Genomic DNA, 21,852 nt, shown 5'->3' on the forward strand with positions numbered 1-21,852 from the left:
ACATCCCCGGGAGACCTCATGGCTTCAGCAGGCGCCCACTCCGCCTCGGTAGCCGCTCGCGAACGACGCCTGCCGCTGCTCGGCCGTGCCGTGGGCGGCCGGGTTCAGCCAGTCGTCGGTGGGGTCGCCGGCGGCCGCCAGGCTGGTCAGCAACTCCTCTTCGTCGCCCGGCTGCGCCGTCAGCGCGCCGGAGTTCACCAGCGCCGACAGGGTGCCGCCCGCGTAGCAGTCGGCCTGCAGCTCCATCTGCACGTTCAGCTGGAAGTCGGACCGTAGCTGGGCCTGGATGGAATGGCCGAACTCATGGGGAATGATCACATAGACCGACCCGTCCCCCATTTCGTTCCAGAGGCCCTCCATCCAGGCCTCGTCATAGGCGATGAAGTGGCCCACGGGGCAGTAGAAGGCGTTGTTCGGCACGGAGGGCTGACCGCCGCAGCTCGGCCCCGAGTCGCCGGAGTACGGGACGAAGTCGGCGATAGGCCGATATGTCTCCCCAAGCTGGGCGAACTGCTGCTTCCAGAACTCCTCCGTCAACGTCCGCGCCGTGCGGACATCGTCTTCGAACCGGTCTTCGTCCTGCGGATTCAGGGACGGCGGGCGGGCGATGCCGCAGGACGTCAGCAGCAGGACGAGGACCACGATCAGCGGGCGGAGGGTCACGGGCTTCAGACCTCCCACAGGTGCACCGGCTCATTCGTGTGCATGCGCTCGATGTACTCGAGGGTCATGGCACGCAGCGCCTCGTGCCGGTCGCCTCCCTGCGCGTTGACCCGCTCCACCTGCCAGGTCGCCCCTGTACGCCCCGCCAGGCAGCGGCCCTCGATGATGGCGAGCAGCCGGTCGGCTATGGGCTGGGAGACGCCCCATTTGGCCAGCCCCTCGTGCGCCATGGGCAGCAGCCGGCGCAGGATCAGCTCGGCCGCGGGCACCTCGCCCATCCCCGGCCAGTACAGCCGGGCGTCCAGCCCGTGCCGCGCCGCGGCGCTGAGATTGTCCTCCGCCGCCTGGAACGACATCTGACTCCAGATCGGTCGCTCGGCGTACGGCAAGACGCGCATCAGACCGTAGTAGAAGGCGGCATTGGCCGCGACGTCGGCCACGGTGGGCCCGGCGGGCAGCACGCGGTTCTCCACGCGCAGGTGCGGCATGTCGTTCACCACCGCGTACACGGGCCGGTTCCAGCGGTAGATGGTGCCGTTGTGCAGGGTCAGCTCGTGGAGCTGGGGTGTGCGTCCCTGTTCGAGCTCGGTACGCGGGTCCTCGTCCTCGCAGAGCGGCAGCAGGGCGGGGTAGTAGCTGACGTTCTCCTCGAACAGGTCGAAGACGCTCGTGATCCACCGCTCGCCGAACCACACGCGCGGCCGCACGCCCTGCGCCTTGAGCTCGGCCGGCCGCGTGTCCGTGGCCTGCTCGAACAGCGTGATCCTGGTCTCGCGGTGCAGCTCCTTGCCGAACAGGTAAGGGGAGTTGGCCGCGACCGCGACCTGCGCCCCCGCGATGGCCTGGGCGGCGTTCCAGTGCGCGGCGAACGCCTCGGGGCTCACCTGCAGGTGGAGCTGCACGCTCGTGCAGGCGGCCTCGGGCGCGACGCTGTCGGCGTGTGTGTCGAGGCGTTCGACGCCTTCGATGCACAGATGCAGGTCCTCGCCGCGGGCGGCGAAGATCTGCTCGTTGAGCAGGCGGTAGCGGGGGTTCGCCGAGAGCGTGCCCTCGCCGATGTCCTGCTCGCGCAGCGTGGGCAGGATGCCGATCAGGACCAGATGCCCGCCCTCGGTGCGGGCGCGTGACTCCGCATGGTTGAGCCGGGCCCGCACGTCGTTCTCCAGGTGGAGCGCGCCCTCGCCGCTCAGCTCCTGGGGTTGGATGTTGATCTCGATGTTGAACTGGCCCAGCTCGGTGGCCCAGTCCGGCTGCTCGATGGCCGCGAGCACCTCGGCGTTGCGCATGGCGGCCTCGCCGTCCGCGTCCACGATGTTGAGCTCGATCTCCAGGCCGGCGAGGGGGCGTTCGAGCTCGAACCGAGCTTCACGCAGCATCTGGGCGAAGACGTCGAGACATCGTCGCACCTTTTCGCGATATTTCCGCCGATGTTCGCGGCTGAAGACCACCACCGGCACGTCCCTGCCCATATCTGGAAATGTCGCACGCCAACGCCCCCAAGACCAGGACACCCACCCACCCTTTCCTCCAAACCTTTACCGAACCCGACCCAGGCGAAGGCCTTGCGGCGTCCTGGTGGGCCTCGGCCCGGCGACGGCCTCGGCCTGGGGCCAGCGATGGCCATGGCCTGGGTCCAGCGCCGACCACGGACTTGGCCCAGGATGCGCTCCGTAACGGTGCTCAGCCACTGAAGGGCTCAGAGGCCGTGTTCCTGGAGGGCCATCAGCCGAAGTTCGGTGGGTGGCGGCCCAGTCGGCGAAGCCGTACAAGATGGGGGTTTGAAAAGCCCAGCCATGTACGGGCGCCGCACGGAGATGGCGCCGCGCGGAGATGGCGCCGCGCGGAGATGGCGGCGCGCGAAGATGGGGCCGAACGGAGATGGCGGCGCGCGAAGATAAGGTTCGGGGATGCGTGTTTTGGTTAGTGGTGGGGCGGGTTATATCGGCAGCACGGTGGCCTCGGCGTGTCTGGATGCCGGGATCTCGCCCGTGATTCTCGACAGTCTCGTGACCGGGCGGCGGGAGTTCGCCGACGGGCGGGCGTTCTACGAGGGTGATATCAGCGACGGCCCGCTGATTGACAAGATATTTGCCGAAAACCCCGATATCGAGGCTGTCATCCATTGCGCGGCACTCATCGTCGTGCCTGACTCCGTAGCCGACCCCATCGGCTACTACCGCGCGAATGTGGCAAAGAGCCTGGAGTTCGCCGACCATCTGCTCCGCAATGGCTGCACCCGGATGATCTTCAGCTCCTCCGCCTCGATCTACCGCACGGGCGAGGACCACACGGTGGACGAGGACTCCCCGCTCGACCCCATGAGCCCATATGCGCGGACCAAGGCGGTGTGCGAGGCCATGTTCGCCGACATCGCCGCCACCCGCCCCATCAAGATCCTCTCCTTGCGTTACTTCAACCCCATCGGCGCCGACCCGAAGATGCGCACCGGCCTGCAACTGCGGCGCCCCAGCCACGCCCTCGGCAAGATGATCGAGGCGTACGAGGACCGGGTGCCCTTCCAGATCACCGGCACCGGCTACCCGACCAGGGACGGCACCGGCATCCGCGACTACGTCCACGTCTGGGACCTGGCCGCCGCGCATGTCGAGGCCCTACGGCGATTCGACGATCTGACGGCAAGTGTGATCAACCTGGGCACCGGTGCGGGCACCACCGTCCGCGAGCTGGTCGAGGCGTTCAACCGCGTCGTCGACCGCCCGATCGAGGTCGTCGAGGCCCCTGCCCGCCCGGGCGACGTGGCCGGCGCCTACACCCGCAGCGACCGCGCCCGCAGCCTGCTCGGCTGGCAGGCCCGCTACTCCGTCGAGGAGGGCATCAGGCACTCGCTCGAATGGGCGCGCCTGCGCGAGTCGCGACTCGGATAGACCCTGGACCGGCGCGGCGTCTCGTCATACGATTCGTATACGAACTGTTCGTACACGAAAGAAAACATGGAAGAAGCTGAGGCGGCCCGCGAGGTGGCACGGCTCTACCCGGCGGTCTACCGGCGATTCAAGGCGTCGAGAAGGCCGATCGCGGCCGGGCTGACCGCCCGGATGCACGCTGTGCTCGGCCACCTGCTGGCGGCAGGGCCGCTCACGCTGAGCGAGCTGGCCGAGCACCTGCAGCTGTCCAAGGCCGCGACCACCGAGCTGGTCACCCGGGTCGAAGAACGCGGCCTGGTGGCCAGGATCAGGGACGAGCGCGACCGGCGGCGGGTGTTCGTCTGGGTCACCGAAGAGGGAAGGGCGGCCGCCGCGGCGGCGGCGCCGCGGGTGCTCGAGGACGACCTGCTGGCGCAGGCCGTGCGGACGATGACGCCGCAGGAACGCCAAGGGCTCGTGACCGGGCTCCGCGCGCTCCTGAGAGACGGAGAGGACGGGTCATGAGCTGCGAGAGCTGCGGAATGCCGATGGAGAGCGCCGAGGACCACGCGCCGGGCCACCCCGGCAGCACCTGGTGCCGCTACTGCTCCAACACCGACGGGACGCTGCAGGACTTCGACGAGCGGTTCGAGCGCATGGTGCAGTGGGAGGTCCAGCGCACGGGCCGGCCGAGGCCAGAGGCCGAGGAGGCCACCAGGGCCTACATGCGCACGATGCCCGCCTGGCGCGACCACCCGAGGTTGATGGCATGAGGATCCTGGGCGTCGACAATGTCCTGGTCGGCGTGGCCGACCTCGATCGGGCCAAGGAGTTCTACGGTGGCGTGCTGGGGCTGAAGGAGAAGTTCTCGACAGGGGAGATGGCCCTCTACGCGATCGGGGAGGAGACCCCCGGCCTGCTGGTACGCGTCCAAGAGGCCGGTCCCGGCTCCATGCGCGTCTGGCTTGAGGTCCCCGACGCCCGCGCCGCGGCGGCCGAGCTGGGCGTGGAGCCGTTCGAGGTGTTCACGGGCTGGACGGTGGAGCTGTCGGACCCATGGGGGAACGTCATCGGCCTCACCGACTACGCCAAGCAGCCGCACCTCTCCCGCCTGGCGACGGGAGAGGGCTGAGACGATCAGATAGCTGGATCAGCTGCCGACGTTGGCGAGCGAGTCCCAGATGACGGACGCGTCGTCCTCACCGTTCTCGAACTCGGTGGCGACCTCATCCGCCGGCGGCGCCTTGATCGACACGGCGGTGCCCCAGCCGGAGAACCTGGTGTCCACGCTCACGCTGCCCTTCCCGCTGGACAGGACGGACATCGGAAAGGTCGACACCAGCCGGGTGGGCAGGCCGGCGGAGTTCACCGCGAGCCGCCAGCTGATCGTGCTCTTCAGGGCCTTCGCCGAGGGCTTGGAGAGCCCGGTGGCGCGGAACCACGGGGACACCTTCCACAGGTCGCCCACTGTGATCTTGCCGGCGTAGCCGCCACTGGCGGGCTTGGCGCTCTTGAACAGGGTCTTGAGCGTGGCGGGCTCGGCGAGGTTCACCGGCTGGCTGTAGGTACCGGTCACGCCACCGGTCGGGCCCTTGGGGAACTTGAACCAGGTCTTGCCCTCAGGCAGCGTGGTCGCCCACATGCCTCCGGACAGGTATGACGTGGTGCCGACCCGAATCGTGCGCTCCGGTGAAGCCAGCGCCTTGAGCAGCTCCGGAGCGTCGTCCGCGCCCAGGTCCTTCAGGGAGATGTTGAACCTCCCGGTGCTGTCCGAGGCCGCGATGCCGGACTTGCTGAACTGCAGGGTGCCGCTGCGCCGGACGAAGATTTCGCGTTCCCCTTCGACGTCGAGGGTGGTCCGCTCCGTGAACTTCACTCCCTTGCCGGGAGCGAGCTGCTTCTTCACCGCGCCGACGGGGTCCTTCGGTGCGGCGGCCATTGCGGGGGTCGCGGCGACCAGGGTGGCAGTGGTGGCTAACACCACGCCGGCGAGCATGCGCTTCATACGGATTCCTTTGTTGAGGGGGATTACCGGTGCTTCCCGCCGAAACTTTCGTGCCTCGGGGTGAAGCGAGGTAGGGAAAAGCTGGGTCGTGATCCTAGCGTTCCGGTACGCGTCGTGGATATCGGTAATCCTGCGCATACACGTAACGTCCCATGGCGATCACGGACGGGAATGGCCCTCGGTTTCCTTCGAATCGGATAACCGGGGGCCCCAGGAATCCTGGCCATTAAAGATCACGGTCATATATCGGCACTCGGGCGCTCCGGCGGCGAATCGGTGCATTTCTCGTGCAGATCATCATCTGTGCACCCTTGCCGGAAGTGAGGCCGGAGGTGAGGCTTGGAAGTGAGATCAGCGTCACATAGTGGGAGAACCATGACCCGGTGACCTGGGCAGGTCAAGCTTGGGGCTAGGCTTCACTGGCGGAAACGCCCGGCACGCACGGGTTGCCCGGGCCGTCGAACATCAGTCGGATAAGCAAGGACGGACCCTCGTGGACCTGTTCGAACATCAGGCGAAGGAGCTCTTCGCTGACTACGGCATCCCGGTGCCGCGCGGCATCGTCGCCCACACGGTGGAGGAGGTGCGGGCGGCCGCCGAGCAGTTGACCGGTCGCGTCGTCGTCAAGGCCCAGGTCAAGACCGGTGGCCGGGGCAAGGCCGGAGGCGTGAAGGTGGCCGATGACGCCGCCGACGCCGTCGAGAAGGCCACCGCCATCCTGGGCATGGACATTAAGGGCCACACGGTCCACAAGGTGCTCGTGGAGGAGGCCAGCGCGATCGCGGAGGAATACTACTTCTCCTTCCTGCTCGACCGTGCGAACCGTACGTTCCTCGCGATCTGCTCCGCCGCCGGCGGTATGGACATCGAAGAGGTCGCCCACAGCGCCCCCGAGAAGGTCGCCAAGGTGCCGGTCTCGGCGCTGACCGGCATCGACCGGGCCAAGGCCCGCGAGATCGCGGTGGCCGGCGGGCTGCCGGAGAAGTCGCTCGACGGCGCCGCCGAGCTCATCGAGAAGCTCTGGTGCTGCTTCGTCGACGAGGACGCCACGCTCGTCGAGGTCAACCCCATGATCCTGTCGGCCGATGGCCAGGTGAAGGCGCTCGACGGCAAGGTCACGCTCGACGACAACGCCGCCTTCCGTCAGCAGGAGCACGAGGCGCTGGCCGACAAGGCCGCCGAGGACCCGCTCGAGGCCGCGGCCAAGGAGAAGGACCTCAACTACGTCAAGCTCGATGGCGACGTCGGCATCATCGGCAACGGCGCGGGCCTGGTCATGTCCACCCTCGACGTCGTGGCCTACGCCGGTGAGGCGTTCCCCGGCAAGCCGTCCCCCGCCAACTTCCTCGACATCGGTGGTGGCGCGTCGGCTGAGGTCATGGCTGCCGGCCTGGAGATCATCCTCTCCGATCCCGACGTGAAGTCGATTTTCGTGAACGTCTTCGGCGGCATCACCGCCTGCGACGCCGTCGCCAACGGCATCGTCTCGGCGTTCAAGCTGCTGGAGAGCCGGGGCGAGGCCGTGACCCACCCGCTGGTGGTCCGCCTCGACGGTAACAACGCCCAGCTCGGGCGACAGATCCTGGCCGACGCCGCGCTCCCGCGGGTCGAGCTGGTAGACACGATGGACGACGCGGCCAAGCGTGCCGCCGAGCTCGCTGCGGTAGGTGCGTAACTCATGGCCATCTGGTTGACCGAGAACAGCAAGATCATCGTTCAGGGCATGACCGGCGGGGAAGGCACCAAGCACACCCGCCGCATGCTCGCCTCCGGCGCCAAGGTCGTGGGCGGCGTCAACGCCCGCAAGGCCGGCACCGTTCATGAGGGCCTGCCCGTGTTCGGCACGGTCATGGAGGCCATGGAGCAGACCGGCGCCGACGTGTCGGTCGTGTTCGTGCCTCCGGCGTTCACCAAGGACGCCGTCAAGGAGGCCATCGACGCCGAGATCCCGCTCGTCGTGGTGATCACCGAAGGCGTCCCGGTGCACGACAGCACCGAGTTCTGGGCCTACGCCGTCACCAAGGGCAACAAGACCCGCATCATCGGCCCCAACTGCCCCGGCATCGCCTCTCCTGGCGCCTCCAACGCCGGCATCATCCCCGCCGACATCACCACCGCCGGCCGCATCGGCCTGGTCTCGAAGTCCGGCACGCTGACCTACCAGCTCATGTACGAGCTGCGCGACTTCGGCTTCTCGACCGCTGTCGGCATCGGCGGCGACCCCGTCATCGGCACCACGCACATCGACGCGCTCCAGGCCTTCCAGGAGGACCCGGGCACCGACGCCATCGTGATGATCGGTGAGATCGGCGGCGACGCCGAGGAGCGGGCCGCGGCCTACATCGAGCAGCACGTGACCAAGCCCGTGGTCGCTTACGTGGCCGGCTTCACCGCGCCCGAGGGCAAGACGATGGGCCACGCGGGCGCCATCGTGTCCGGCTCGGCCGGCACCGCCCAGGCCAAGAAGGAAGCCTTGGAGAAGGTGGGCGTCCGCGTCGGCAAGACCCCGTCGGAAACGGCACGCCTCATGCGCGAGATCATGCAGGCTCGTTGATCATCGCCAAGAAGGCCCCGCGCGGCACACCGCGCGGGGCTTTCCCATGCGTGGACAGCGCAGAAAGCGTCCCCCTGGACAGAGGGCGACCAACGACGGTGCTTGGGGCGGCCACGTCGCAGGGTAAAAGATTGAATATTAATCCCCCGGCGCGTCAACCAAGCACTGGTTGGGAAAGGTTGAGAAAATCACCTACTGTGACGGCGATTATCGACCAGTTGCGCGCTGCCCCCCGGTCGGTGCTCGGCAAGCTCCCCCGGGTCCCTGGCGACGACGACGAGTCCAGGCGACCGCTGCCCGTGTCGGGCATGCTGGCCGCGGCATGCACGCTGGGCGTCGGCTTGGCCGCACTCACCACGCTCACGCTGGTCGGGTGGATCGCCGCCCCGCGCGGCACGCTGGGCTCCGGGCTGCCGGGTGTGTTCCGTACGGCGGCGCAGCTCTGGCTGGCCGCGCACCACGCCGGGTTCGCGATCCCCGGCGGGCGGGTCGGGTTGTTGCCACTCGGCCTGATCATGCTGCCGGCCGTGCTGCTCTATCGGGCGGGACGCTGGATGGCGCGCGATGCCGACCTGCGGCTCCGGCTGCCCGCGCGGCTGCCCAAGAACAGCCCGCGGGAGAAGGCCCAGGCTCGCCGCCGGGCCCAGCTGGTGCTGGTGGTGCAGGCCGGAGTGTCGCTGGCGGCTCCGTACGCGCTGCTGGCCGGGCTGATCGCGCTCGTGGCGAGCAACGACATCACGCAGCCGTTCATCGGTGAGGCGTTGTTCAGCCATTTCGTGCTGGCGTTCCTGGCGGGGGCGCTGGCCACGGCGCGGATGATCGGGCCCTGGCGGGTGATGCTCCGGCTGTTGCCCGAGCGGGTGCGCGCGCTCACCGTCGGCACGGCGATGGCCACCGCGTTGTTGCTGGTGGCCGGGCTGGCACTGGTGCTGGTCGCCATCGTGCTGAACTTCGACCAGGTCAGGGAGCTGTCCAGCGTCCTGTCGCCCGGGCTCGTGGGCGGGCTGCTCCTGGTGCTGCTCCAGTTGCTCTATCTGCTCAACGTCGTCATCTGGGCGTCCTCGTACATCGCCGGACCGGGGTTCGCCATCGGTGCGGACACTCTGGTCGCGCCCACAGGCGTGCAGCTCGGCACGGTGCCGAGCCTGCCGTTGCTGGGGGCGTTGCCGGAAAGCGGGCCGGTGCCGGCGTGGATGATGGCGGTGATCGCGCTGCCGTTCGCGGCGGGGGCTGTGGCGGGGGTGATGGTGGCCAGGATCTCGCCGTCGCCGTCGTATGAGGCGGCGCCGCTCTGGGGATTCCTCACCGGAGTGTCCACCGGGGTCGTGGCGGGGGCGCTGGCGGCGCTGTCCGGCGGGCCCATCGGCGGCGGACGGCTGGCGGCGATCGGCCCCTCGCCTTGGGAAGTGGCGTTGTCGGTAGCGCTCGAGGTCGGCGTGGCCGCGGGCATCTCCGCCGGCGTGACGAACCTGCTGCTGATCAACAAGCGGGCCCGCGCGCCGCTCGACAAGGCGGCCGCCCCGGTACGCAAGGCGGGCGCGGCGATCGCCAAGGCGGCGAGCAAGGTGGGCTTGGCGGAGTCGGACCCGCGCCCGCTGCCCGGCCACTGGATGGACGCCACCGAGGCGGACACTCAGGAGATCCCTGTCATCAGGGACGACTGGCAGGACGAGCACGCCTCGGCCGCCGAGGAGACGCTGGCTCAGGCGCGTCCCCGCGTGACGGAGACACGCCCGCCGCGTAACGACATCGTCGACGAGTCCGACGACCGCGGCGGTCATGTGATCTATCTCGATCCCTATGCTTGGGACAAAGACTGATCCGTTTTTCCTTTACGCTGCGACGTGGTGCCCCAAGCGCCGTCGTGGGTTGCCCTCTGTCCCGGGAGCGTGGGTCGGAGCGGGCGGGGCACGATGCCAACGGCAGGCCCGTAGCGAATGCGACCACCACCAGCAGGGCGCGCCGCCGTGACGCCGCGCAGTGGTGCGCTGCCGGGTGGCGACGACGGGAAAATCCGGCCGGCTCAGGGCTGCATGGCGCCCAGGAGTTCGAGGACGTCCGGGGGCAGCTTGCGCTCGGCCGCGTCTCGGAACTGGGTGAAGCACTCGCCCTGCGAGGACACCGTGCCGGCGCCCTTCATGCACTCCTGGTAGGCGGCGTATTCATCCATCAGGTAAAGCTGCATCCCCGTGGCCATGGCCGACAGTGCCAGCGCGATCGAGGAGATGGCGATGCCGCCCACGGCTATCCCCGTGGGCTTGCTCGCGGCTTTCAGCAGCGGCAGCGCCCGGATCCCGGCCGCCAGCGCGAACAGCGCCATGACCAGGCCGGCGAGCGGCAACATGAACGTCATGGCCAGCGCTGCGATGGACAACCAAATCGCTCGGCGACCCGCCGATTCGGCGGGCTGCTGGCCTGCCGGTGCCTGCACCGGTGTCGACACCTGACCTCCTCTGCGTCGCCGGTTAAGGAACAGATACCCTGGCAGCCCACCCTGTTTTCCTCTTGGAGAGTGCGCGTGTCTAAGGCTGGGCGGCTCGTCGTCCTCGTCTCCGGCTCTGGAACCAACCTACAGGCCCTGCTGGACGCTTCTGCCGACCCGTCGTACGGGGCTCGCGTGGTGGCGGTCGGTGCCGACAGGGAGGGGATCGAGGGGCTGGTCCGGGCCACTAAGGCAGGCGTCCCGACTTTTGTCGAAAAATTGGGCAATTATCCGACAAGGGCGGATTGGGACCGTGCGATCGCGGCCAAGATCGCATCGTACGAACCCGACCTGGTGGTGTCGGCAGGCTTCATGAAGATTTTGGGTACGCCGACGCTCGAGGCCTTCCCCGTGCTCAACACCCACCCGGCGCTGCTGCCGTCCTTCCCCGGCGCGCATGGCGTGCGCGACGCGCTGGCCCACGGGGTCAAGGTCACCGGCTGCACGGTGATGCTGGCCGACGAGGGGATCGACACCGGGCCCATTGTCGCCCAGGAGGCGGTGCCCGTGCTTCCGGACGACGACGAGGCGGTCCTGCACGAGCGCATCAAGACCGTCGAGCGCCGTCTACTCGTCGAGATCGTCGGCCGGATGGCCCGCGAGGGCTGGAAGGTCAGCGGACGCCATGTCCGCATCGGCAACCAATCAGGAGGGGAAACCACGTGACTCGCATCGCCATCCAGCGTGCGCTGATCGCTGTTTACGACAAGTCCGGACTCGAGGAGCTGGCCAGGGCCCTCGACGGCGCTGGGGTGGAGATCGTCTCGACCGGCGGCACGGCCGCCGCGATCTCGTCGTACGGGATCCCGGTGACGAAGGTCGAGCAGCTGACCGGGTTCCCCGAGTGCCTCGACGGGCGGGTCAAGACGCTGCACCCGCGGGTGCATGCCGGGCTGCTGGCCGACGTCACCAAGCCGCACCACGTGGCCCAGCTGCAGGAGCTGGAGATCGACCCGTTCCAGCTGGTCGTGGTCAACCTCTACCCGTTCCAGCAGACGGTGGCCTCCGGCGCCTCCGACGAGGAGTGCGTCGAGCAGATCGACATCGGCGGGCCCGCCATGATCCGCGGCGCCGCCAAAAACCACAACACCTGTGCTGTCGTGGTCGATCCCGGCTACTACGGCGACGTGCTCACGGCCCTGGCCGGGGGCGGCTTCACCCTGACCGAGCGGCGGCGGCTCGCGGGCATCGCGTACGCACACACGGCTTCCTACGACGTGGCCGTGGCCAACTGGTTCGGGAGCGTGTACGAAAAGGAAGAGCTCCCGGCCTTCACGGGGGCCGCGTACGAACGCAAGTCGACCCTCCGCTACGGCGAGAACCCGCACCAGCGTGCCGCGCTCTACACGGCCGGCGCCGGCGGGCTGGCCAACGCCGAGCAGTTGCACGGCAAGGAGATGTCCTACAACAACTACCTCGACGCCGATGCCGCGTGGCGGGCCGCCTGGGACTTCTCCGACCCGTGCGTGGCCATCATCAAGCACCAAAACCCGTGCGGCATCGCGATCGGCTCCGACGTGGCCGACGCGCACCGCAAGGCGCACGCCTGCGATCCGGTGTCGGCGTTCGGCGGGGTGATCGCCGTCAACCGGCCGGTCACGGTGGAGCTGGCCAGGCAGATCGCCGACGTGTTCACCGAGGTCGTCATCGCGCCCGCCTTCGACGCGGAGGCGCTGGAGGTGCTGCGCGAGAAGAAGAACCTGCGGCTGCTGGCGTGCGCGGAAGGGCCGGCGCAGCCGACGGAGTTCCGCAAGATCGACGGCGGGCTGCTGGTGCAGACCGTCGACCGGGTCGACGCGCCCGGCGATGCGGCGTCGCAGTGGGAGCTCAAGACCGGCGAGCCTGCTTCACCCGAGGTGCTGGCCGACCTGGAGTTCGCCTGGCGCGCCTGCCGCTCGGTGAAGTCCAACGCCATCCTGCTGGCCAGCGACGGCGCCACGGTCGGCGTAGGCATGGGGCAGGTCAACCGGGTGGACTCCTGCCGCCTGGCGGTCACCAGGGCAGGGGAGCGTGCGCCCGGCTCCGTCGCGGCCTCGGACGCCTTCTTCCCGTTCCCCGACGGGCTGGAGGTGCTGGCGGAGGCGGGCGTGAAGGCGATCGTCGAGCCCGGCGGCTCCATCCGGGACGACCTGGTCGTGGAGGCCGCGGAGAAGGCGGGCATCACCCTCTACTTCACTGGCACCCGCCACTTCTTCCACTGATCGTCCACTAAAGGGCGACATGTGAGATCATGTCGCCCTTTAGTGCGTTTTGGGGGCGAGCACGGGCCATGTCCGGTTAGCCTGAGTGCCTCCCCGCTGAGCCCATTCACACGGAGTTCTCCTTGCTCGATGCGATCCTGCAGGCGTTCGTCACCATGAACGGCTTCGCCACCAGCCCCGTCGTCCTCCTGGTGCTCGCCTTCGTCGGCGCCTACCTCGGCAGCCGAGTCGTCGAGATCATCCCGTTCACCCGCCGGATCATCGAGCGCAGAGAAGCCCAGGGCGCCGAACGCGACTAGCCCTGGGCATCGAGTCCGCCTCAGGGTGTGCCTCACGTGTTCGGTGGATGCAGCCGCCAGGCCAGTTTGGCGGCGCCGGCCAAGCTCGCACGCACGCCCAGGGTGCTCTGCCTGACCTGGACCGCCCGGACAAAGGGCAGGCCGGCCACATCGTCGAGCGCCCGCTGCAAGGGCTCGAACAGCACCTTGCCCGCGGCCGACACGCCGCCGCCGACCACCACGGTCTGGACCTCTGCCGCGGCCGCGGTGGACGCGATCATGCCGGCCAGCGCTCTGGCGCCGCGCTCGAACGCGGCGAGCGCGATCGCATCACCCGCCGCGGCGTCCCGCGCCAGGGCCCGCGCGTCCGCCTTCACCTCGGTACGACCGGCCCCGGCTGAGCCGGCAGTCCCTGCTGAGCCGGCGGCCTCCGCTGGGCCGGCGGCCCCTGATGGGTCGGCGGCCCCCGCTGGGCCGGCAGGCTCTGGTGTGCCTGCGGGCTGTGCGGCGCCGACGATCTCTTTTGCGCTGGCGGTCTCAACGGTGCCGGCCTGATCGGTGCGGGTGGCGGCGGCGGGGTCGGGTGACGACGCGCTGGGTGACCAGCCGTTCTCCAGAGCCCAGCGGGCAAGGTTGGGGCCGCTGGAGTAGCGCTCCACGCATCCCCGGCCACCGCATCCGCAGCGTTCCCCGTAGGGGTCGATGCTCATATGCCCGACATGTCCGGCGTTACCGGTCGGGCCCAGGAGCGGGGCGCCGTCGAGCACGATGCCGCCCCCGATGCCGGTGGACACGACGATGCCGAGCAAGGACGCAGTGTTGCGCCCCGCACCCAGCCAATGCTCCCCGAGCGCGAAGCATTGTGCGTCGCCCGCCAGCACGGTGGGCAGCCCCGTGAGCTTCTGTACCTCCTCGCGCAGTGGGAAGCCGCGCCAGTTGGCAATGTTGACCGGGCTCACGGTGCCGGTGGCGAGGTCCAGCGGGCCCGCACAGCCGATCCCGGCGGCCAACGGTGGCGGGCCGCTCTCGGTCACCTCCGTGATGAGAGCCGCCAGGGCGGACATGACGTCCGTACGCGGCGTGGGCCGGGTAGCGGAGCACAAGACGGAACCGGCCTCGTCCACCAGCGCGGCGGCGAGCTTGGTTCCTCCGATATCAATGGCAAGTACGCAGGTCATCAGTGTTTGTGGTGGTTGTCGGGCTGGCGGGGGTCGCCAGGGTGTTCCAGTCCGGGCACTAGCTTGACCTTCTCGGCACGCAGCTCATCGAGCCGGCGGGCGAAGGCCCTCCGCCGCGCGGCCTCCAGCAAACGATCCGCCGGCAGGGCGGAGGCGCTGTGGTGGCGTGGAGGGCCGGGGGATCCAGGAGATGGGGAGATTCCTTGCTCTGGCGTCGGGGCGCCTCCTTGTCCGTGTGCGGAGGTGACGGCTAGTTGATCGGGGCCGGGTGAGGCGGGGACGGCTGTGGCCAGGTGCCAGCCCAGGGCGTCCTCGACCGGGCCCACGAGCATGCCGTACGGCCGGTGCTCGATCGCCCCGGCGATCGCGGCCGGCAGCGAGTCGAGGCTCACGGCGCCGAGGGGTTCGAGGTCGTCCGGTCCGGCCTGCTCGGCGCTCGTCCGGTCGGCGAACAGACGGTGGTGGACAACGTGCCTGGGGGAGCGTTGGGGGGAGGTGCGGGCTCGCCACTGCGATGGGATCTCTGCCGTGGCGGTGACGTGCTCGAACAGGGCGCGCACCCACGGGCTGCCATTGTAGGCGGCGGCGTTGATCGAGCCCAGCTCGACGGCCGCCACCCGATCGAGCGGCCCGCCCTCCACGGGAGCAAGGCCCAAGCCTCTGGCGGCGGCCTCGCACAGGGCTTCGGTGAGGATGACCTGGGTCAGCCACCGGGCCAGCTGGCGGTCTTCAGAACTGCCTGGAACGGGCAGCGCCGCGCTGAGCGGGCCGTCGCGTAGGCCGGCGAGGCGCCGGTCGAGGTGCTCACGGGGGATCGGCCGGTCCCCGACCCAGCCGATGACACCGTCCGGTCCCGGTGCGGTGGCGCGGGGGCCAGGAGCGGCGTGCGCGGGCGCCGCTGGGCGGTGATGGACGTGATGGCTCATCGGGTCACCTCCAGGCGTATCGCCGGGGAGTATTGGCAACGGCCGTACCACATGACCTTGGCGAGTGCCCAGGCATGCCCGTCTGGTGCGTCCTCGGGCACCTCCACCGGGAACGACACCTCCGCTGTTTCACCGGCCGCCACGGCGAAGCCCTGGATGACCCGAGGGAGCAGGGTCCACGTGCCCCAGGGTGATGCCAGCTGGGACTCACCACGGATCTCGTCTGCCGTGGTGTTGGTGAGCCGGAGGACGAGGGCGGTGCGGTCGCCGGGATGGAGGGAGAGGACGTCCGTGACCGGGCTGACCGAGAGGCCGGTCGAGCGGGCCTCGGGCGAACTGGTGCCCTTGACGGCGGTGCCCGAGGCCGGGGGCAGGCCTGGGACGGGGAGTTCGGGGGCGTCGCCCACGGCCACGGTGGCGACGTCCTCGATGAGCTGGCCGGCGACGAAGGTGCGGGCGGAGATGAAGTGCAGGCCCGTGTCCGGCTGCGGCGGCGTCACGGTGACCGGGAAACGTACGTGGCCGCCAGGGGACAGGCGGAAGGGGCGTTGGACGGGGGTGGCGATCCAGCCGGGCGGGACCCGAAGATCGACCACGCCTTCGTGAGGCTCCTCGGTCAGGTGGGAGGAGACCACGACCTCCAGCTCAAAGGGGCCCTCTGGTGAGGTGACGAGGCCGGGGCCGACGGCGATGGAGATCGGGAGGTAGCCGAGCGGCGCCGGGCCCTTGTTGTGCAGCCAGTAGCGGCTGTAGACGGGCTGGGCTTGCTCGGTCGTGGGGCCGAGCTCGGGCCGTGCCGGTGGGGGCGGGGCGCTGGCCAGGAAGGTCGCGACCTCGAAGCCGGCCATAGTGAGGTCGAAGGCCGGTGCGCCGGGACGTTCCAGCAGGTCCGCATGGGTGAGGTCGGTCAGCGGGAGGATCGGGGAGTCGATCTCGACCTGGGCGCCCAGGCCGGTCGATTCGATCAAGCGGATGGTCACGCCACGGCCGGGCTCTGCGGTGCGGCCGTGGGCGTGCGGGTTGCCGGTCGCCTTGATGGTGCTCACGAGCACATCGCGGGGCGGCGAGAGCGTGAGGAGCGAGTGGACCGGCGGGAGCTCGCCGTCCTGGGCGTTCAGCGTGCGGGGCAGGAGCGGGGTGATGTGCTCCTGGCCTGCGGCGGGGAGGCGCAGGGCGCGCCAGTCGCCGTCGCCGGCGACCAGTGCGTAGGAGAACTCGTGGGTCCAGTGCTGGAGCTGGAAGCCCGAGCCGTCCGGGGTCGTGCGGTGGGGCGGATCCAGCCAGATGCCCGAGGGCCAGCCCGTGCAGGAACGCATCAGCGACAGGTGCAGAGCCCCGTCCGGGTCGACGGCGAAGCCGGGCAGGCCGTACGTCAGCAGCGCGACCGTCCGGTCCTCCAGGCGCTCCGCCCCGAGCGGGCACACGGCGTCGATCGTGGCGTCGGCCAGGTCGGCCACCAGGTCCGCGATGGGACCGGCGACGATCAGGGCGGGCAGGGCACGGAGGTCACGCAGGTCGGCGCTCGGCTGCCAGACCTCCGCCAGCGAGCGTTCGGCGGGGACCCACACGCGGGGCGCGCCCGACTTCAGGGCATCCAGATAGACGGGGTCGGCCTGGGCGAGCAGGTCGGCGGCCACGGGGTTGATGTCGGGGCCGCCCACGACGATGCGTACGTCCGGGAGGTTCGAGTCGACGTCCAGCCAGCCGTATCGGGTGCCGGAGGCCGATGACGTAGTGGCGGTCACGCCCGCGCGGGCCAGCGCGACCACCAGGTCGCGGGCCTCCGGGGCGTCGGCGAGCGTAGGCACCACGACCTCGGCCACGCCCAGCGCCCGCGCGCCCGCCTCGCCGAGATCGACCTTGGCGGTGGCGGACAGGCCGAACCACGTGTTGGCCGGGTTGTCGAGCGTCCATGGGTGCTCGGCCGTGTCCACGTCGGGGAGTGCGAAACCGCGGCCCACCACGGCGCCCGACACGTCCGACACCGGCAGCGCGCCTTCGACCCGCGCGGGGAAACGGACGCGGAGCAGGCGGTCGGCGCCGGTGTGGTCGAGCACGCGGGTGGTGAAGTCGATGCGGTCGGAGCCGGTGAGCAGGGTGACGGTCTGCTCGTACGAGATCTCCCCCACCTCGCCCGTGACGATCAGGCGCCGGCCGATCGCGCTCGTCTCCGTGCGGGCGCTCATCGCCCGGGTGCCGGCCGAGCCAACGGCGTGGCCTGTGGGGATGAGGTGCCAGGGGCCCTCGCCCATGTCAGGGTGCTGGGGGTATTCGTGGTAGAGGCGCAGCTCGTTGCCGAGCCCGGACAGCAGCTCCTGGCCCGAGGCCCGGTCGAGGATCGAGGTCAGGCCGCCGCCTTGGGAGGGGTCGGCGGTGATGCGCCAGCGGTCATTCTCGATCGTGATGGCGCCGTGCGCCGGTGCGGGCTGCCAGGTGGTGGGGGAGCCGGGAACCATCCGGTAAGTGCGCCAGCCCAGCGAGGGAACGTCCTGGGTCAGGAAGCTCACCGTGCCGTCCTCCACCACGGCCGGCACGCCGGCTACCGTGTGACCGGCAGGCAGGCGCACGCGTGCCAGCCCGTCACGGGCGAATGGCAGCGTGTTCGTGACCACGACGCTCGGCGCGTCCACCGCGATCTGACCGGTCAGGGCGTCCAGGGCGGTGTCCCTGGCGGCCGTGGCCAGGTCGTAGGCCTCCCGCCAGCCGGTCAGCAGGTCGATGTAGACCTGATCGGACTCCGAGCCCGTGATCGCGTCGTGGTGCGCGCCGTAGGCCAGCTGCCGCCACACCTTGTCCAGCGCCGTGTGCGGGTAGCGGCCGAGGCCGAGCGTCTGCGCGAACGCCGACAGCCGCTCGGCGTCGAGCGCGGCCACCTCGGCGGCGCGCTGCGCCTGCTTGGTGTCGATGTAGGAGACGTCCTTGCCGGTGTAGATGGGGTTCATGTCGCGGGTTTGGGGGCTGAAATGCGACATGTCGGCGCGGACGGCGTTCAGGAAGTCCCGTGGGGTGGCGCACACGAACCTCGGCCACACATAGCGGGCCGCCCACGTGCGGTGGACGTCGGTGACCCACTTGTTGGGCGGTGTGTAGTCGGTGCCCACGGGGAGCAGGACGTGCTTCGTCGCGGCCACCGGCTTGAGCGACCGGTAGAGGTCGTAGACCGCCTGGCAGGCGTCCTCCAGCGTGGGTGCGGAGTCCATCCACCAGCCCGCCGAGTAGTGGGCGGGCATGTAGTGGGTGAGCACGCCCTGGCCGGATGGCGAGATCCACTCGAACTCGCTCGGGAACTGCATCATGGCCGCGTCGTTCTTGGCCTGCTGGAAGTTCTTGTGGATCGGCCCCCACTGGTGGAACGGCCCGCGCGCCCACGCGCTGCCGGTCAGCCCCGCCGCCGCCAGATAGCCGGGGAACTGCGGGTCGTGCCCGAACACGTCCAGCTGCCACGCCGTGCGCGGATCGCCGCCCAGGATGTCGCGCTGGTAGCCGATCCCGTAGACGAGGTTGCGGATGGTGCTCTCGGCGCCGGTCAGATTGGTGTTGGGCTCGTTGTAGGTGCCGCCGATCAGCTCGGCCCGCCCCTCGGCCATGAGGGTGCGCAGATCGGCCCGTCGTTCGGGATGGGTGTCGAAGAACGGCTTGAGGTAGTCGACCTCGGCCAGCACGAAACGGTAGTCGGGGTCGCGCAGCGCCAGCTCGATGTGCGCCTCGACCAGCGCGAACGCGTTTCGCTCCCAGAGGGGTCTGGTGGTGGCGTCGGCGGAGAGCAGCTCCCACGGGCTGGTGTAGGCCGCCTGGGTGTTCCACCACACGGGGTCGTAGTGGAAGTGGGACACCATGTGCATCGTCCAGCCCGGCTCCTCGGCCGTGACCGTGATCTCCAGGGACTCCTCGCCCAGCGTCACCACGCACGGCAGGGCGGCGCCGGGCGGTGCCGTCAGGGTCAGGGGAATCTCCAGGACGCCGGAGGCGGTGGCGGGCACGGTCACCGGCTCGGCCAGCCGCACGCCCTCGCCGCGCAGCTCCAGGGGCGTGTCGCGCTCTCCCTGGGCGACGGTGACGCGGAGCACCTGGTGCGGCTCGGCCTCGGAGCCTACGAAGAGGTCGGTCGACTCGGCGGACAACAGGCGGACAGGCAAGGGGGACCTCCGTGGACAGCGTGATGCTGGCGCCCGTAACACTAGGCCCTTCGAAGATCAATGACAACGATGTCAACGACCGTCTGTGGATAACTTGCGCTGGTTGGCTGGGGTCTGTGGATAACTTGCGAGCTCTCCTCCTCCTGCGCGTGCGCCGGCGGGTCAGGCCGGTGCGAGGGGCGGACGGAGGCATGGAAGGATTGCCTGCATGAGCGCAGTGAAACTCGATGGCAAGGCGACCGCCGCCAAGATCAAGGCAGACCTCACGACCCGAGTGGCCGCGCTCAAGGACCGCGGCGTCACACCCGGCCTGGGCACCGTGCTCGTGGGCGACGACCCGGGCAGCCAGATCTACGTGGCAGGCAAGCACCGTGACTGCGCCGAGGTGGGCATCGCCTCCATCCGCGTCGACCTGCCGGCCACCGCCACGCAGGCCGAGGTCGAGGCGGCCATCGACGAGCTCAACGCCTCTCCCGAGTGCACCGGCTACATCGTCCAGCTCCCCCTCCCCAAGCACCTCGACACGATGGCCCTGCTGGAGCGCATGGACCCGGCCAAGGACGCCGACGGCCTCCACCCGGTCAACCTCGGCCGCCTCGTCCACATGGTGGACGCGCCGCTCCCGTGCACCCCGCACGGCATCGTGCTGCTCCTGCAGGAATACGGCGTGCCGATCAAGGGCGCCGAGGTGGCCGTGGTCGGGCGCGGCATCACGGTGGGCCGCTCGCTGGGCCTCCTGCTGACCCGCCGCAGCGAAAACGCCACCGTGACCCTCTGCCACACCGGCACCCAGGACCTGGCCGGCCACGTGCGCCGGGCGGACATCGTGGTGGCGGCGGCGGGCGTGCCCGGCCTGATCACCCGCGACATGGTCAAGCCCGGCGCGGCCGTCCTCGACGTGGGGGTCTCCCGGGTCGACGGCAAGATCGCCGGCGACGTGGCGCCGGACGTGGCGGAGGTCGCCGGTTTCCTCACGCCCAACCCGGGCGGCGTCGGCCCCATGACCCGTGCCCTCCTGCTCTCCAACGTGGTGGAGGCCGCAGAACGCCAAGCAAAGTGAACGACTGCAAGGCGCCGAGATCCCCGGCGCCTTGCAGTCTCGCTAGAACGGATACGCCGCCACGTCCCCCTGCACGGTGACCCACTGGGTCTCCGTGAAGGCGTCCGCGTTGGCGGGCCCGCCGAACCTTGTGCCGGTCCCCGAGGCGCCCACACCGCCGAACGGCGCCACGGCCTCGTCGTCCACCGTCTGGTCGTTGATGTGCACGATGCCCGTCGGCACCAGGTCGGCCAGCGCCAGCCCCTTCATGACATCGCGGGTGAGGATGCCGAGCGACAGGCCGTACTCCGTGTCGGCGGCCAGCGCCGCCGCCTGCTCCAGCGAGGAGAACGTCATCACCGGCGCCACCGGCCCGAACACCTCCTCCGCGTACGCCGGCGCGTGGGCCGGCACCCCGGCCAGCACGGTGGGCCGGTAGAACAGCCCGTCGTACGTCCCGCCGGCGGCGAGCCTGGCCCCGGCCGACACGCTGTCGGTGACGAGCCGGTGCACCCGGTCCCGCTGCCCGGCGTCGATGAGCGGGCCGAGGGCGACCTGACCGGTGGCCGGGTCGCCGACCGGCAGGGCGTCGGCCTTGGCGGCGAGGCGTTCGACGTACTCCTCCGCCACCGATTCGTGCACCAGGTGCCGGCCCGCCGTCATGCAGATCTGCCCCTGGTGGAAGAACGACGCCCACGAGGCGGCCGACACGGCCGGCTGGAGGTCGGCGTCGTCGAAGACGACCAGCGCCGAGTTGCCGCCCAGCTCCAGGTGCACCCGCTTGAGCAGGCGAGCCCCCGCCTCCCCGACCTTGCGCCCGGCCGCGCTCGACCCGGTGAAGGAGATCACCGGGATGTTGGGGTCGGTCACCAGGGCCTGCCCCGTCTCGGCACCGCCGGGGAGCACGTGCAGCAGGCCGCTCGGCAGCCCCGCCTCCTCGAAGACGCGGGCGATCGCGAACCCGCCGCAGACGGCGGTGCGCTGGTCCGGCTTGAAGACGACCGCGTTCCCGAGCGCGAGCGCCGGAGCCACCGACCTGATGCCGAGGATCAGCGGGAAGTTGAACGGCGCGATCACCCCGACCACGCCCACGGGCACCCGCCGCGCGAAGCTGAGCCGCTTGCGCGAGGTCGGCAGCACATCGCCGAGCGGCTGCGAGGCCAGCGCCGCCGCCTCGTAGCACTCCTGCGCCGCCACGTGCGTCTCGAAGGCGGCCTTGCCGGGCACCCCGCCGGACTCGCGGACGATCCAGTCCTGGATCTCCTGCGCGTGCTCCTCGAAGAGCCGCCCGGCGCGGCGCAGCACCGCCGCCCGCTCCTCGTACGGGGTGGCCGCCCACGCCCGCTGCTCCTGGCGGGCCCGCAGGGCGGCCGCGGCCACGTCATCGGCGCCGGCCGTGCCCGAGCGGCCGAGCTCGTTGCCCGTCGCCGGCTCGACGACCGGCGCGTCACCGGCGCGCGAGGCCGTCCACCCGCCGTCGAAGACCAGGCCGGTCCAGATCTTGGGTTCTAGGAACGTCATGGTGA

The 21,852-nt window shown here is 70.1% G+C and carries 19 protein-coding genes; 11 read left to right on the forward strand and 8 right to left on the reverse strand.

Annotation, left to right across the window (positions count from 1 at the left end; translation table 11 throughout):
* Nucleotides 1–24: 24 nt before the first annotated feature.
* Both Q9G87_RS31280 and Q9G87_RS31285 read right to left on the reverse strand, forming a co-directional pair.
* Nucleotides 25–663, reverse strand: coding sequence for a neutral zinc metallopeptidase (locus Q9G87_RS31280; RefSeq protein ID WP_305920110.1), 639 nt, complete (start codon nucleotides 661–663; stop codon nucleotides 25–27).
* A 5-nt stretch (nucleotides 664–668) separates the two neighbouring features.
* Complete coding sequence (locus Q9G87_RS31285; RefSeq protein ID WP_305920111.1) at nucleotides 669–2,132, reverse strand: glutamate--cysteine ligase; 1,464 nt, start codon at nucleotides 2,130–2,132, stop codon at nucleotides 669–671.
* Nucleotides 2,133–2,570: 438 nt separating this feature from the next.
* On the opposite strand from Q9G87_RS31285, the gene galE reads away from it, so the two are divergent.
* The 4 genes from galE (at nucleotide 2,571) to Q9G87_RS31305 (ending at nucleotide 4,659) form a co-directional block, all read left to right on the forward strand.
* On the forward strand, nucleotides 2,571–3,548 hold the full coding sequence (galE, locus tag Q9G87_RS31290) for a UDP-glucose 4-epimerase GalE (protein ID WP_305920112.1): 978 nt from the start codon (nucleotides 2,571–2,573) through the stop codon (nucleotides 3,546–3,548).
* A gap of 66 nt (nucleotides 3,549–3,614) precedes the next feature.
* Nucleotides 3,615–4,052, forward strand: a complete 438-nt coding sequence (locus Q9G87_RS31295; RefSeq protein ID WP_305920113.1) for a MarR family winged helix-turn-helix transcriptional regulator — start codon at nucleotides 3,615–3,617, stop codon at nucleotides 4,050–4,052.
* Nucleotides 4,049–4,300: a zinc ribbon domain-containing protein gene (locus Q9G87_RS31300; protein ID WP_305920114.1), complete on the forward strand. Its 252-nt coding sequence runs from the start codon at nucleotides 4,049–4,051 to the stop codon at nucleotides 4,298–4,300. The genes Q9G87_RS31295 and Q9G87_RS31300 overlap by 4 nt, the downstream gene beginning before the upstream one ends.
* Nucleotides 4,297–4,659 (forward strand): VOC family protein, encoded by a 363-nt coding sequence (locus Q9G87_RS31305; RefSeq protein ID WP_305920115.1) that lies wholly within the window; start codon nucleotides 4,297–4,299, stop codon nucleotides 4,657–4,659. The genes Q9G87_RS31300 and Q9G87_RS31305 overlap by 4 nt, the downstream gene beginning before the upstream one ends.
* An 18-nt stretch (nucleotides 4,660–4,677) precedes the next feature.
* Here the strand turns inward: Q9G87_RS31305 and Q9G87_RS31310 are convergent, their stop codons facing one another.
* Nucleotides 4,678–5,532 (reverse strand): hypothetical protein, encoded by an 855-nt coding sequence (locus Q9G87_RS31310; RefSeq protein ID WP_305920116.1) that lies wholly within the window; start codon nucleotides 5,530–5,532, stop codon nucleotides 4,678–4,680.
* Between the two features lie 493 nt (nucleotides 5,533–6,025).
* Between Q9G87_RS31310 and sucC the strand changes: the two genes are divergently transcribed.
* From sucC to Q9G87_RS31325, 3 genes are all read left to right on the forward strand, one after another.
* Nucleotides 6,026–7,207 carry an ADP-forming succinate--CoA ligase subunit beta gene (sucC, locus tag Q9G87_RS31315; RefSeq protein WP_305920117.1) on the forward strand — a complete coding sequence of 394 codons (1,182 nt, stop codon included), beginning with the start codon at nucleotides 6,026–6,028 and terminating at the stop codon, nucleotides 7,205–7,207.
* Between the two features lie 3 nt (nucleotides 7,208–7,210).
* Complete coding sequence (gene sucD / locus Q9G87_RS31320) at nucleotides 7,211–8,086, forward strand: succinate--CoA ligase subunit alpha (protein ID WP_305920118.1); 876 nt, start codon at nucleotides 7,211–7,213, stop codon at nucleotides 8,084–8,086.
* Nucleotides 8,087–8,283: 197 nt separating this feature from the next.
* A complete protein-coding gene (locus Q9G87_RS31325) occupies nucleotides 8,284–9,906 on the forward strand; it encodes a cell division protein PerM (RefSeq protein WP_305920119.1) in 1,623 nt (540 codons plus the stop codon).
* Between the two features lie 203 nt (nucleotides 9,907–10,109).
* On the opposite strand, the gene Q9G87_RS31330 is transcribed toward Q9G87_RS31325, so the two are convergent.
* The gene (locus Q9G87_RS31330) at nucleotides 10,110–10,529 is read right to left on the reverse strand and encodes a hypothetical protein (protein ID WP_305920120.1); all 420 of its coding nucleotides are present in this window, start codon (nucleotides 10,527–10,529) and stop codon (nucleotides 10,110–10,112) included.
* Nucleotides 10,530–10,604: 75 nt separating this feature from the next.
* Here Q9G87_RS31330 and purN point away from each other — a divergent pair, with 75 nt between their 5' ends.
* From purN to Q9G87_RS31345, 3 genes are all read left to right on the forward strand, one after another.
* Complete coding sequence (gene purN, locus Q9G87_RS31335) at nucleotides 10,605–11,234, forward strand: phosphoribosylglycinamide formyltransferase (protein WP_305920121.1); 630 nt, start codon at nucleotides 10,605–10,607, stop codon at nucleotides 11,232–11,234.
* A complete protein-coding gene (gene purH, locus Q9G87_RS31340; RefSeq protein ID WP_305920122.1) occupies nucleotides 11,231–12,769 on the forward strand; it encodes a bifunctional phosphoribosylaminoimidazolecarboxamide formyltransferase/IMP cyclohydrolase in 1,539 nt (512 codons plus the stop codon). Before purN ends, purH begins: the two co-directional genes overlap by 4 nt.
* A 122-nt stretch (nucleotides 12,770–12,891) precedes the next feature.
* Complete coding sequence (locus Q9G87_RS31345) at nucleotides 12,892–13,068, forward strand: hypothetical protein (RefSeq protein WP_305920123.1); 177 nt, start codon at nucleotides 12,892–12,894, stop codon at nucleotides 13,066–13,068.
* A 32-nt stretch (nucleotides 13,069–13,100) separates the two neighbouring features.
* On the opposite strand, the gene Q9G87_RS31350 is transcribed toward Q9G87_RS31345, so the two are convergent.
* The 3 genes from Q9G87_RS31350 to Q9G87_RS31360 are packed head-to-tail and all read right to left on the reverse strand — an operon-like array spanning nucleotide 13,101 to nucleotide 19,287.
* A complete protein-coding gene (locus Q9G87_RS31350; protein ID WP_305920124.1) occupies nucleotides 13,101–14,225 on the reverse strand; it encodes an ROK family protein in 1,125 nt (374 codons plus the stop codon).
* Entirely contained in the window at nucleotides 14,225–15,151 is a 927-nt protein-coding gene (locus tag Q9G87_RS31355) for a DUF7158 domain-containing protein (RefSeq protein WP_305920125.1), read from the reverse strand. Before Q9G87_RS31355 ends, Q9G87_RS31350 begins: the two co-directional genes overlap by 1 nt.
* Nucleotides 15,148–19,287: a glycoside hydrolase family 38 N-terminal domain-containing protein gene (locus Q9G87_RS31360; RefSeq protein ID WP_305920126.1), complete on the reverse strand. Its 4,140-nt coding sequence runs from the start codon at nucleotides 19,285–19,287 to the stop codon at nucleotides 15,148–15,150. Before Q9G87_RS31360 ends, Q9G87_RS31355 begins: the two co-directional genes overlap by 4 nt.
* 208 nt (nucleotides 19,288–19,495) lie before the next feature.
* Between Q9G87_RS31360 and Q9G87_RS31365 the strand changes: the two genes are divergently transcribed.
* Nucleotides 19,496–20,347 carry a bifunctional methylenetetrahydrofolate dehydrogenase/methenyltetrahydrofolate cyclohydrolase gene (locus Q9G87_RS31365; protein ID WP_305920127.1) on the forward strand — a complete coding sequence of 284 codons (852 nt, stop codon included), beginning with the start codon at nucleotides 19,496–19,498 and terminating at the stop codon, nucleotides 20,345–20,347.
* Between the two features lie 42 nt (nucleotides 20,348–20,389).
* Here the strand turns inward: Q9G87_RS31365 and Q9G87_RS31370 are convergent, their stop codons facing one another.
* Nucleotides 20,390–21,847: a benzaldehyde dehydrogenase gene (locus Q9G87_RS31370; protein WP_305920128.1), complete on the reverse strand. Its 1,458-nt coding sequence runs from the start codon at nucleotides 21,845–21,847 to the stop codon at nucleotides 20,390–20,392.
* Nucleotides 21,848–21,852 lie beyond the last annotated feature (5 nt).

Origin of the sequence: Nonomuraea turcica (assembly GCF_030718205.1) — a bacterium.
In the GTDB taxonomy this organism is placed as follows: Bacteria; Actinomycetota; Actinomycetes; order Streptosporangiales; family Streptosporangiaceae; genus Nonomuraea.

Excerpts from the sequence above, each read along its gene's own strand:
- Q9G87_RS31350 (WP_305920124.1), bottom strand. The coding sequence starts at position 14,225 with ATGACCTGCGTACTTGCCATTGATATCGGAGGAACCAAGCTCGCCGCC.
- Q9G87_RS31300 (WP_305920114.1), top strand. The coding sequence starts at position 4,049 with ATGAGCTGCGAGAGCTGCGGAATGCCGATGGAGAGCGCCGAGGACCAC.
- sucD (WP_305920118.1), top strand. The coding sequence starts at position 7,211 with ATGGCCATCTGGTTGACCGAGAACAGCAAGATCATCGTTCAGGGCATG.
- Q9G87_RS31295 (WP_305920113.1), top strand. The coding sequence starts at position 3,615 with ATGGAAGAAGCTGAGGCGGCCCGCGAGGTGGCACGGCTCTACCCGGCG.
- Q9G87_RS31310 (WP_305920116.1), bottom strand. The coding sequence starts at position 5,532 with ATGAAGCGCATGCTCGCCGGCGTGGTGTTAGCCACCACTGCCACCCTG.
- Q9G87_RS31370 (WP_305920128.1), bottom strand. The coding sequence starts at position 21,847 with ATGACGTTCCTAGAACCCAAGATCTGGACCGGCCTGGTCTTCGACGGC.
- Q9G87_RS31305 (WP_305920115.1), top strand. The coding sequence starts at position 4,297 with ATGAGGATCCTGGGCGTCGACAATGTCCTGGTCGGCGTGGCCGACCTC.
- Q9G87_RS31365 (WP_305920127.1), top strand. The coding sequence starts at position 19,496 with ATGAGCGCAGTGAAACTCGATGGCAAGGCGACCGCCGCCAAGATCAAG.
- galE (WP_305920112.1), top strand. The coding sequence starts at position 2,571 with ATGCGTGTTTTGGTTAGTGGTGGGGCGGGTTATATCGGCAGCACGGTG.
- Q9G87_RS31355 (WP_305920125.1), bottom strand. The coding sequence starts at position 15,151 with ATGAGCCATCACGTCCATCACCGCCCAGCGGCGCCCGCGCACGCCGCT.
- Q9G87_RS31285 (WP_305920111.1), bottom strand. The coding sequence starts at position 2,132 with ATGGGCAGGGACGTGCCGGTGGTGGTCTTCAGCCGCGAACATCGGCGG.